Source organism: Spiroplasma chrysopicola DF-1 (genome assembly GCF_000400935.1).
GTDB lineage: Bacteria > Bacillota_I > Bacilli_A > Mycoplasmatales > Mycoplasmataceae > Spiroplasma > Spiroplasma chrysopicola.
The window spans coordinates 593,576-606,046 of sequence record NC_021280.1 but is presented as its reverse complement, the minus strand read 5'-3'; the positions used below and the strand labels follow the sequence as shown (position 1 = coordinate 606,046).

Here is a 12,471-nt window from a genome sequence, read left to right as displayed (position 1 = left end):
GTTATAATAAACAGTGGAACTTTAAAAATAGATTTTTGGAGGAAGTTATGTCTATAAAAACGTGAATTAAATTTAGTACTGTTTGAGCAGTAACATTGTTAACAATTTTGTTAGCAGTTGTCTTTATTCCTGTTTTAAATGGTCAAGTTGGTGATATTAAAGCCGCTGCCATTACTGCCTTGAGTATTCCAGGATTAGCAAATAATCCGTTAGCAGATATTAACAATAATAGTGCATATTCATTACTTAATTTTTTATTATCATATTCATCATTTGAAGGGATTTTTAGTTTACCAGGTTTAGGTTTATTTAAATTTTGATCATTGTTATTATACATTTTTTTACCAATTTTTACGTTAATTGGTGGTGGATTAGCAATTTTTGTTATCACATTATCAATTATTAATAATCAAGCAAAATGAAAAAATGAACGACTAATTAAGATAACATTATTAGGTAAAAGGATCACTGGTATTATTACCTTCTTCTTATTATTTTTAGGATTATTTTTAATAGCAATTCAGGATAATTCCGCTTTTAGTAATAGTCAAAAATTAGCATGATATAATTTACCTACTGATGCTGGGGTTGTTACTTTTGCCAATGGAACAACTTTTCACCCAACAATTTTCTCAATTGTTGGACTGGTTATTAATCAATTTGGATTAAATCATTTTTTTAGTAATCAGGCCGCTGTTTTACAGGTAGGAATGTTAATTTTAATCTTTTTAACACCAATCTTTTTTGTAATTTACCTTGTTAGTTTAATTATAAACCAAGCGGTACGTGTAGTTACGCCGCAAACATTATCTTATGGTGGAGCAAGTAGTTTTGGACAATGATTAGGCTTTGTTAATATTACTTCAAAACGAGAATTACGAACACGCTTAGGAAGCAACATTGGGATGATTTTATTGTTCTTTGGCTTTATTGCCGTAATGGTTTTCCCAACGTTTATTCCTTTAAATGGCTTTCAAACAGCAAACTATGTTATTATTGGAATTGCGTTAGTCTTAATTTTTGCCAGTTTTTTACCATTGTATTTTATGCTATATCGATTAAAGAATTTACGTCGTTTTTCGTATAATTTATTAATGTTTATTCAAATGCTAGTATGATTAATTATTGGAGTTGTTTGACAGTTAGTATTAATTATTGCCTTCCAAAAATACTTTGAATACCCAGCATATATTTCAATTATTACAACTTTTATCTTTTCATTAATTTTGGTGATATCATTTTTATTACTTGTCCGTGGTCACCGTTAAAAACTGTCAAACAGTTTTTTTTTTTTTTTTAAGTTCGGGTGATATAACAAAATTAACCCTTTTTTTCAGGACTGATTATGCTATAATTCTTATGATTATTTTATTTAATAAACAAAGAAAGGGCTCTATATGAAAAAAATAACATCAAATCAAATTCGGGCTATGTGAATCGAATTTTTTAAAAGTAAAAACCATTTTGAATTAGCACCATGTTCATTAATTCCAATTGATGATGATTCATTATTATGAATTAATTCTGGTGTCGCAACTTTAAAACCATATTTTGATGGTCGCAAAACCCCTCCAGCACCGCGCTTAGTTAATTCACAAAAATCAATTCGAACAAATGATATTGAAAATGTTGGCTATACTGCTCGCCATCATACTTTATTTGAAATGTTAGGAAATTTTTCAATTGGGGATTATTTCAAATCTGAAGCAATTGCTTTTGCATGAGAATTTTTAACAAGTAAAGAATGAATTGGATTTGATCCTGAAAAACTATATATTACAGTTTATAAAGAAGATAAAGAAGCATACGATATTTGACATAATACAATTGGGATTCCAGATGAAAAAATAATTTTAGGAGATAAAGACACTAACTTTTGAGAAATCGGAGCTGGACCATGTGGGCCAAATACAGAAATTTTTTATGATCGTGGCGAAAAATATGACCCATTAAACTTAGGAATTAAATTATTACAAGAAGATATTGAAAATGATCGTTATTTAGAAGTTTGAAATATTGTTTTTTCTCAGTTTAATAATAATGGCTTTGGTGAATATAGTGAATTACCACGTAAAAATATTGATACGGGGGCTGGATTAGAACGAATTGTCTCAATTGTGCAAGAAACACCAACTAATTTTGAAACTGATTTATTTATGCCCCTTATTAATAAGGTTGAAGAATTATTAAACCACCGTTATCAATATGATATTAATAACTTTTTTGTTTCTAAAGATGAACAAACTAAAATTAATACTGCTTTTAAAGTTATTGCCGACCATATTCGTGCCGTTACTTTTGCGATTGCTGATGGGGCTTTTCCTGGTAATAAAGATCGTGGCTATGTTATTCGCCGTTTAATTCGTCGGGCAAGTTTGTATGGGAAAAAATTAGGTTTAAATCATGCATTTTTATATTTACTTGTTGATGTTGTTATTGAAATTATGGGTGATTTTTATCATTATTTAATCCCAAAAGCTGAAGTTATTGAAAAAGCTATTTTTGATGAAGAAGAAAAATTCTTAAAAACGTTAGAACAAGGTAGCAAACTATTTAATGAATTGAAAGATAAATACCATCAGATTTCAAAAGAACATGCTTTTCGTTTGTTCGAAAGTTATGGCTTTCCAATTGAATTAATTGAAGAAGAGGCAAAAGAAGCCAATATTAGTGTTGATGTTAAAGGTTTTTATGAATTACTAGATAAAGCCCGAACATTATCACGCACTAATCGTAAAGATGTTAAAGCAATGCAATTACAGTTAGAAATTTTTACAACGTTAGATGTTGATAGTACTTTTGTTGGTTATGAGCAAGATGAAGTTGAAGGGGCAAAAGTTGTTTTTATGTTTGCCAATGACTTTGTTGTTGACGAATTAACTGATTGTGAAGGTTATATCATTCTTGATCAAACCCCATTTTATGCGGAAAAGGGGGGGCAAGCTAGTGATAGTGGTTTAATGACAAATGATAACACCACAATTCAAGTATTAAATGTTCAACAAGGTCCAAATAAACAACATCTTCATTATGTGAGAGTAACGGGAACAGTAAAATTAAATGATTTAGTTAATGCGACAATTGACCGTGATAAAAGATTTTACACTCGGAAAAATCATTCAGGAACACATTTACTACACGCTGCTTTACGAGAAGTGTTAGGTAACCACGCAATGCAAATTGGGTCATATAATGATGAGGAACGGTTAAGAATTGATATTAGTCATAACCAACCAATTACTTCAAATGATTTACAGTTAGTCGAACAATCAGTTCAAACTGCAATTTTAGCAAAGATTCCTTGTGAAGTTATTTATACTGATTTAAAAACAGCCCTTGATGAGTTTCATGCTTTAGCATTTTTCACTGAGAAATATGATGCAACAGTCCGAATTATTAAATTTGGGCAGTACTCTTGTGAATTATGTGGGGGAACGCATGTCGCTAATTCTGCTGAAGTTGAAGACTTATTGGTAACTGGTGTTGAATCTAAAGGGGCAGGAACATTCCGTGTCCATGCGATTACTTCCCATAAGACAATTGCGGCTTATGTTAATGACCAATTTCAAAAAGAAATCCAAAGTTTAAGTAGTTATTTTGATAAATACAATCAAGAAAAAAATCTAGTTAATGATAAACAATTAGTGGCCCTTGCGGAAAAAATTAATAATTTAGCTGCTAATAAAAATAGTTTTAATGATTTAAAAAATTTAGCTGCTCTTTATAAAGAACAATTTAAACAATGACAAAAAGAACTTGAAGATTTAAAAATCAAAACTGTTTTGACAAAATATCATGCTTTACCAATGACAACAATTGGGGATATAAATCTCCTAATTTATCAAACTCCTGAAGAATTATCAATCCCGGCTTTAAAAATGTTAAGTGATGATTACAAAGCTCGTTTTACAAAAATTATTGTTTGTTTAATTGATTGCAATAATCCAAAGCAAGCAAAACTTGTTGTTGGGGTTAGTCACGATTTGACTGAGCAATATCAAGCAAATAAAATTGTTAAAAATCTTTGTCAATTATTAGAAGGCAATGGGGGAGGTAATGCTAGTTTAGCACAATGTGGCTTTAAAAATGTTACTGCTCTAGAGGAATTTTTAGTTGACCCAATGGCGGTGTTTGAAAAATAATGGCATTTTATTTAGCACTAGATATTGGTACTAAAACAATTGGTTTAGCATCAAGTCACGGAGTGATTGCCAGTGGTCGGGGAACATATTATTTTGGGGAGGAAGATTTTCAGAAAGCGGCAAATGATATTTATCAGATGATTATTAATGAAAACGTCACTGATTTAATTGTTGGATATCCAAAAAATATGAATAATACAATTGGTCCCCGGGCTGTAATGGTTGATGATTTTTTAGCAATTTTAAAATCACTGTTAAATGCAGAAACTAACATTCATCTTGTTGATGAACGGTTAACAACAAGAATATCAAATCAAATTATGTTAGAGGCAAATTTATCACGCCAAAAACGAAAAACAAAAAAAGATAGTCTTGCGGCGCAATTAATTTTAGAAACATTTTTGCAACAGCAAGAAAATAGTGAAAAGTAAATTATTTTACTTTTTTTTAATATTTTTAGAATTTTTTTTCCATAATTAATGATAAGATTATCTATAGAAAGGAAGTTTATAATAATGCATTTTCATTCATGTCGAAAAATTGACCAAAAACGTTGAAATCACAATGAAATTATTACCAAGTATAATATTAGTCCAGAAGATGCAATTGGCTTATGAATTGCTGATTCTGATTTGCCACTACCACGAAAAATAGTTCGGGGTATTGTAAAAAGGGCAAAGTATCCTTATTATGGATATCAAATCTTACGCAAAGATTTTGCTGAAAATTTATTATTATGACATCAAAAAACAAAAGATGTCGAACTTTCTTTATCAAATTTCTTTTTCACACCAAGTACAGTTTTTACTGTTGCCACGATTATTGAAGCCTTGACAACATTTAAAGATAAAATTTTAATTTGTACGCCAATTTATGAACCATTATTTCACACAATTGAGGTTTTAGACCGTAAACCAGTTGTAGTTCCGTTAATTGTTGAACAAAATCAGATTACGTTTGATTTTGTTGCGTTACGAGCAAAAATTAAGGCAGAAAAACCAAGGGCTTTTGTTGTCTGTTCACCACTTAATCCTGGGGGACGGATTTGAACAAAAGAAGAAATGAGTGAAATTGTTAAAATTTGTAAAGAAAATAGTATAATATTAATTTCAGATGAAATTCATGGGGATATAATTTTATATCAAAATCAGTTTATTTCATTTTTAAAATTTTGGGAAGAATATGATAACATTATTGTTGCTAGTTCAATTAATAAAACGTTTAATTTAGCTGGGATTCATAATGGTTGAGGAATTGTAAAATCACCAGCTGATCAAGCTAAAATAGCTACTATTCTTGATCAACGTCATATTTCATCTTCGCCAAATATTTTTGCCCAAGCGGCATGTATTAGTTGTTTTAAATATGGTCAAAAGTATTTACAAACATCAAAAAAAATCTATCAACAAAATCTTGAGTATATTATTAAAAACTTTAAAGAACAATGCCCAGAATTAGTACCAATAATTCCAGAAGGGACATTCTTATGTTGTGTTAATTTTGCAAATACCGGGATTTCTCGTCTCGAAATGGTGAATTTATTAATTAAAGACATTAAAGTTTTACCGCAATTTGCCGATGATTTTGTTGATTCATGCCATTCCTTCTTCCGATTGAATTTAGCAATTAAACCAAGAGTAATGGTTGATGTTTGTCAACGAATTATTAAAATAGTAAATCAGTTTAAAAAAACAGAAGGAGAAATTATCAATGAAAAATAAAATGATCAATTCAGATTTAGCCCCAGCCGCAATTGGGCCATATTCACATGCGGTTTTAGCAACAAATGGGACGCTTTATATTTCAGGACAATTACCAATTGACCCTAATACGGGCAATTTTGCAGGTGATGATATTGTTTCACAAACCGAGCAAGCATTACAAAATGTTTTAGTAATTTTACAAGAAGCTAATATGACAAAAGAAAATGTTTGCAAAACAACAGTATATTTAAAAGATATGAATGATTTCACCAAAATGAATGAAGTATATGCAAACTTTTTTGGTGATGTTAAACCGGCTCGTGCGGCTTTTGAAGTTGGTAAATTACCAAAAGACGCAAAAGTAGAAGTTGAGGTTGTTGCCTGCTAATGAAAACAATTATTATTGGTGGGGCAGCCCTTGGAATGGGGGTTGCTGCACGATTAAAACGAAATGACCCAACAATGGAAATTGTTGTTTATCAAAAGCATGATTATGTTTCATTAGGGGCTTGTGGTCTACCTTATTTTGTTGCTGATAATTTTCAAGATCCTGATAAATTAATTGCTCGACAAATTAGTCAATTTGAAGAAATAGGGATTATTATTCGTCAGAATAGTCAAGTTATAAAACTTGATTCAAAAAATAAGATGATTACATTTCTTGATGAAAATCAAGTTGAAAAGACTGATTTTTATGATGAAGTGGTAATTGCAACGGGAGCTCGACCAATTGTTCCTAACATTATAAATGTTAAGCATCCAAAAGTGTTTACCTTAACAACGCTAGAAGATGGAGTCCGTTTTAAAAAAGCTTTAGCTACTGACCAAACAATTCAAAAAGTTGTTGTTATTGGGGCTGGCTTCATTGGGTTAGAAATGTGTGAAACCCTAAGACATTTGCAAAAAGATGTAACATTAATTGAAATGGCAAGTAATGTTGTTGCCAAACAATATGATGAAGAAATTAGTGCTTTGATTAAAGCGGAATTAATTAGAAATGATGTTGAAGTATTATTAGAACAACAAGTAACAGAAGTTTTAGTTAATGATAAACAATTAGTTGGCGTTAAATTGGCAAGTGGTAATCTTGTTTCTTGTGATGCAATATTATTAAGTGTTGGTTTTATTCCAAATACTAGTTTTTTACAAGAAACAGGCTTAAAAATGCTAGCGAATCAAGCAATTGTTGTTAATGAACAAGGTCAAACAAATCTTGATCATGTGTGAAGTGGTGGTGATTGTGCTACTTCAAAAAATTATTTAACAGGAGAAGACATTTACAGCCCCTTAGCGACTGTTGCATCAAAAATGGCTCGGGTAATTGCCGATAATATTTGTGGTAAACCAGCAAAATTTGTAGGATCTTTACAAACAGCAATTATTCGTGTTTTTGGGGTAGAAGCCGTGCGAACAGGTTTAACAACAGTTGAAGCAGTATCAAAAGGCTATGATATTAAAAACGTTATGATAAAGGATAAAGATCGTACGCATTATGTCCCTAATCAAGCAGATCTAACGTTAAAACTAATTTATGATCAAAAAAATCAGATAATATTAGGAGCCCAGATGGTTGGGAGCAACCAAGCTGTTTTACGAATTTATGGCTTAGTTGCAATTATATGGAATAAAGTTAAAGTTGATAGTATTTTAGAACAACTTGACTTACCATATGCACCACCTTTTTCAAGGACAACTGATATTATTCATATTGCAATATCAAAATTATTAAAATAAAATAATATGGAAAAGGAGAAATAACAAAAAATGACAATTAATTTATTAGCTGATAATGCAGGGTCTAGTATTCTAAATGACTTTTTAGCGTTAGGATCATGGCAAACACTTGTTGCTGTAGTTGTTTTTTATGCAGTTATCATTCCATTTTTTATTCTAATTAATCGTTATAAAGTTAAATTTATTTATAGAATTTTAATGGGATTAGGAATTGGTTTAGTTTTCGGGATTGTTATCCAAGCAATCATTGGCTTTCCCCAAACAGCTGAAGGCTTAAAAGAACATACTTGAGTAATGCAATTTAATATTTGAGCAAACTTATTAAAAGAAATCTTTATTAATGGAATTTTATTATTAACAGTTCCAGTTGTATTTTTAGCAATTTTTCGAATAACTGCTAAACCAGGACAAAAAGGGATTGGTCGAATTACTCTAAAAGGAATTGGATTATTACTATTAAATGTAACTTTTGCATTTATTATAACTTTCTGATTAGGGATTTTATTTAAAGTTGGTGCTGGAATGGACCTTGATTCACAAGTTGAAGGAAATGATCCAAATGGTACCCATGAAACAAAACCATTACCACAAATTATTTGAGATTATATGCCAAAAAACTTTATGGGGGCCTTAGCCTTAGGAGTTATTATTCCTGTCATGGTTTTAGGAGCAATAACAGGACATTCTGTTAAGATGTTAAATAAACGTAAACCTGAACAAATGGCACGGATTCGTAATGCAATGGATACAGGATGAGATTTAGTTATTTCAATGTTAATGACATTTATGAAAATTATGCCAATTGCTGTTATTTCAATGATTACAACAGCGATTACTTCACGACCAATTGGAGCCTTAGCAACAATTGGAAAAGTAATTGGATTAGGATACTTATCATTATTAATTTCTGTCGCATTCTTAACATTGATGTTATTCTTATTTGGTTTCCGTTTGAAAGGATGATGAAAAGCAGCTTGAAAACCATTGGTACAAGCTTTTGCAACCCAATCTTCAAATGCAACATTACCTGTTGCCATGGAAACATTAAAAGATGATATGAAAGTTGATGATAAAGTTGTTTCAACAATTGCGCCACTTTCAACATCATTAGGTCTTATGGCCTGTGCCGGAGTCCAAGCGGGCTTAGTTACTAGTTTTTTATGAACTGGTAGTGATAAAATTGCGAGTGGCTTTAGTGGTGGCTTAGCAGTCTTCTTTATTATGTCTTTAATTATTTGTTTAATTGCTTCATTAGGAATTGCTGGAATTCCCGGAACAGCAGCAGTTGTTACCAGTGGGGTTTTAGGTGGCTTAGGATATGCTTCAATGTTTGGGCCAGTTTATGCTATTATTGGGGCGTTAGATGGTTTATTTGATATGGGACGAACAGCTGTCAATGTTGTCGCCGGAGTTGCCGTCGCCTCCATGACCGCGAAGACGGAAGGATTGATTGGTGATGATAGTGAAATTTTATCGGCTAAGCAGTTAGCAAAACAAAAAGAAATTTTATCAAATCGAATTAAAAAAGATAATTTAAAAGAGACAAAACAATTAGCTTTAAAAGAAAAAATGGCAGCTAAAAAAGCTAGCTAGTTAAGCTAAATAAAAAATTAACATAATTATGAATACCTAAAATAAATTAGACACATAAAAAGTTACTTATGTGTCATAATTTTATTGAAAGGTATTCTTTTATTATGGGAACAAAATGATTTACAAAAAACGAAAAACTTAATATTTTAAAATATTACAAAGAAAATGGTTGAGCAAAAACAATTAAAAAATTTGAAATTTCAACACCAACTTTATCTCGTTGAAAAAAGGCAGTTAAAATTAGTGGAGAAAAAGCGTTAGAACCAGGAAATGGTCTACAATCTAAAGGAATTCGCCGACCAGGGCGTCCAAAAAATCTTAATTTTGAATTAATGACAAAAAAAGAATTAATTGAGTATATTGAAATGATTCAAGATGTAAAAAAGTCCTTGCCCAAATCGAAAAAGAAGAAATTTCAAACGATTTGGTCCTTAAAGAAAAAATACAAAATTAAATATTTATGCAAAATTTTAAATGTTTCTAGAGCTGGTTATTATAAATGATTTAATGCTGGAATGAAACTTTTTAATAAATGGAATAATACAATTGCAAAAATAGTTAAAACGTTATTTCTAACTTTTAAGAAAATTTATGGATATAATATGTTAACACTAATTATTAATAAACTATATAATTGAAATTTAAAACCTCATATTGTCTATAGATATATGAAAAATATGAATTTAAAATCAATTATTAGAATAAAAAAATTTAATTATAAATTATCTTCTGGTAACAAAAGACATGAAAATATCATGAATCAAGATTTTTCAACCACAGATATTAATCAAAAAATAGGAACAGACATAATATATTTATTAACAAGCGATAAAACCTATTTTTTATCAATAGTAAAAGACTTTCATACTAATGAAATTTTGGACTACCAAATCAGTAATAATTTAGAAAAAGAATTTGTCTTTAAAAACATAATTAATTCTTGAGTAAAAGCTGGAAAGCCATCAACTTGAGTTCTACAATCAGATCAAGGTTTTCATTATACAAATTCTGATTATGAAAAATTATGCAATTATCTTGGAATTACGATTTCAATGTCCAGACGTGGAAACTCTTATGAGAATTATTGAAAATCTACCTAAATATATCTATTTTTACAATAATTTTAGACCACAAGCCAAATTAAAAGGAATGAGTCCTGTTCAATACAGAAAATCATTCCTTCAAGTAACTTTTTAATTGTCTATTTTTCTTGACATATTCATTATGTTAATTTTTTATTATGTGAAGTTATCGCGATAAGTAATTGGTAAATATTGGAATATCTTGATAAAATAGTTAAAAAACATTTATTTTATTAATTTTTTAGGAGGTAATTTTTACATTTTTATCTCATTTTTCTTGGTAGTTAATTGTATCATTTTTTTAAAAAAAATGATACAATTAACTTAGAAATTTTATTTATAACAAATAGGGGTAAACCAAATGAAAAAAAATGTTGCAATGATAAGCAAAACAGATGATATTAAGTTAGCAGAATTAAACAAACAATTTGCCTTGCCAGATCAAGTTGATGAAATGTCAAAAATTTTAATTAAAAGCTGAAAATCCTCACAAGAATATCAAAATTTAATGAAAGCAACAGACAAAATTTCAGGAAAAACAACAAATCTATCACAAAAATACCAAGCGGAATATCTAAAATTTGTTAATAATCTCTTGGGGGAAAAACTAACAATTCCTAAGACTAAAACAGCGCCAGCAAAAGCTTTGCGCAAAACACGAAAGCCCGAAAAAGTATTGCCCGCAAATGTTACATCCCAAGTTAAGAAAGTTAACCCAACCCCAGTATCATTAATTACTAATACTAGTTCAACGGAAAGTAATGCTTTTATGTTTAACCAAAAAATCAAATTAAACGCTAAGAATAAAGGATTAAGTCAAACACAATTAGAATTATTAAAGAGCCGTACTAATGGTAAAAAGAAAAATAGTTCAGGATATTTTAAAAGTTTAAATTTTTTATCATCAGATGAAAAATCACCAAAAAACGAGATATCATCATCTACTTTTAATGAGGCATCGCGAACAAATTTCTTTAATGAAATGTTAGAAAATGATTCTAATAATAGTTCTGAAAATAAAGAACTAGTTTTATTTAATGAACGAATTAAATTACGATCAAAAACATTTGGTTTAAGTAAAACACAAGTTGAACTATTAAAACGTCGTGATGGTGTTAAGCCACAATATAATAATGCTCGTTTTGAAAGAACTAACCTAAAGGCAAAACAACAAGTTGAAAATAATCAAGAACAAGAGCAAGAAAATTTTAATAAAATTAGTGTTGTTAGTCAAAACTTCAATTTATCACCAGGACAATTAAAATTAATTGCTGGTCGTGATTTATCCCCACAACAGTGAAAAGAATTCATTGGTTCATCGCAAAAAAAACGAGCAGAACCAGCCCCACGCCGTAAACGAGTTACAACGCAAGAGATTTTAGCAAAACAAAAGCAAATTAGTGGGAGAGCTTTTAAAAATACTCTTGGAAAAAAACGGATTTTTGACGGCAAGGTTATTTCAAATTATATTGCTGAATCAACGGCAATTAAAACAGTTATTAAATCAAATCCTGATAACACAAAATTACATGATAATGAACTTTTAGCAATTAAATCTTTGGTAATTTCAAATGAAGAAAAACTTAAAAAAGACCAACACCAAAAAGCAATGTCATCATTGAATAGGAATGATATTAAAGCAGAACCTCCGGTTATGGTGCAAGAAAATAAAATTATCGAAGAAGAATATATTTCAATTGTTGATCCAAAAAAACGACCAAATTTAAAGAAATTAAAATATGGTGAAACAAGTAATAATCTTAGAAAAGACCAAGACCAAAATAATATAAAACAGTTAGCAAAATCCAGCTTAGAAAAAACAAAAAAAAATAGTAAAAATGATAATAATGAAGAAATCTTTTTACAAAAAGAATTACCAGACTATCAAATCGACTATTTTAATTTAGAAAAACGACCAGATTTAGAAAAGGATTTAACAAGTAATATTTATACTTATGAAGGTTATCATCCAAAAGAAATTCGCGAAATTGAACGCCAATATCTCAAAGAGGTTAATAAACAGGAACATAAACAAAAATTAATAGCTAAGAATTTGAAAAAAACTGCTCGTCACGAAAAACATTTAAAAAATAAAAGTGTTAAACCAAAACCGTTACCTAAAATTTTAATTGATAAATATCAAAAGGAAGGAAAAAAGGTTGTTAATGGGATTTTAATTGATGAATCAACACAAAAAAAATAACTCAACTATTAAAC

10 protein-coding genes are annotated in these 12,471 nt (G+C 29.7%); all 10 read left to right on the top strand.

All coding sequences use genetic code 4. The features are described from left to right. The first annotated feature begins 47 nt into the window (after positions 1-47). The 10 genes from scm1 to SCHRY_RS02715 all read left to right on the top strand — a co-directional run bounded on the left by scm1 (position 48) and on the right by SCHRY_RS02715 (position 12,457). On the top strand, positions 48-1,268 hold the full coding sequence (gene scm1, locus SCHRY_RS02755; protein ID WP_016338945.1) for a motility-associated protein Scm1: 1,221 nt from the start codon (positions 48-50) through the stop codon (positions 1,266-1,268). A 129-nt stretch (positions 1,269-1,397) separates the two neighbouring features. Beyond that, complete coding sequence (gene alaS, locus SCHRY_RS02750) at positions 1,398-4,142, top strand: alanine--tRNA ligase (RefSeq protein ID WP_016338944.1); 2,745 nt, start codon at positions 1,398-1,400, stop codon at positions 4,140-4,142. Beyond that, positions 4,142-4,573 carry a Holliday junction resolvase RuvX gene (gene ruvX, locus SCHRY_RS02745; protein ID WP_016338943.1) on the top strand — a complete coding sequence of 144 codons (432 nt, stop codon included), beginning with the start codon at positions 4,142-4,144 and terminating at the stop codon, positions 4,571-4,573. The genes alaS and ruvX overlap by 1 nt, the downstream gene beginning before the upstream one ends. A gap of 84 nt (positions 4,574-4,657) precedes the next feature. Further along, complete coding sequence (locus SCHRY_RS02740; protein WP_016338942.1) at positions 4,658-5,863, top strand: MalY/PatB family protein; 1,206 nt, start codon at positions 4,658-4,660, stop codon at positions 5,861-5,863. Next, positions 5,853-6,233: a RidA family protein gene (locus SCHRY_RS02735; RefSeq protein ID WP_016338941.1), complete on the top strand. Its 381-nt coding sequence runs from the start codon at positions 5,853-5,855 to the stop codon at positions 6,231-6,233. The genes SCHRY_RS02740 and SCHRY_RS02735 overlap by 11 nt, the downstream gene beginning before the upstream one ends. Continuing rightward, positions 6,233-7,579: a CoA-disulfide reductase gene (locus tag SCHRY_RS02730; RefSeq protein WP_016338940.1), complete on the top strand. Its 1,347-nt coding sequence runs from the start codon at positions 6,233-6,235 to the stop codon at positions 7,577-7,579. Before SCHRY_RS02735 ends, SCHRY_RS02730 begins: the two co-directional genes overlap by 1 nt. Before the next feature lie 30 nt (positions 7,580-7,609). Next, a complete protein-coding gene (locus SCHRY_RS02725) occupies positions 7,610-9,172 on the top strand; it encodes a dicarboxylate/amino acid:cation symporter (protein WP_016338939.1) in 1,563 nt (520 codons plus the stop codon). Positions 9,173-9,276: 104 nt separating this feature from the next. After that, positions 9,277-10,272, top strand: coding sequence for an IS3 family transposase (locus SCHRY_RS02720; RefSeq protein WP_016338938.1), 996 nt, complete (start codon positions 9,277-9,279; stop codon positions 10,270-10,272). Beyond that, on the top strand, positions 10,187-10,369 hold the full coding sequence (locus tag SCHRY_RS05570; protein ID WP_330217197.1) for an IS3 family transposase: 183 nt from the start codon (positions 10,187-10,189) through the stop codon (positions 10,367-10,369). The genes SCHRY_RS02720 and SCHRY_RS05570 overlap by 86 nt, the downstream gene beginning before the upstream one ends. A gap of 246 nt (positions 10,370-10,615) precedes the next feature. Next, positions 10,616-12,457, top strand: a complete 1,842-nt coding sequence (locus SCHRY_RS02715; protein WP_016338937.1) for a hypothetical protein — start codon at positions 10,616-10,618, stop codon at positions 12,455-12,457. Positions 12,458-12,471 lie beyond the last annotated feature (14 nt).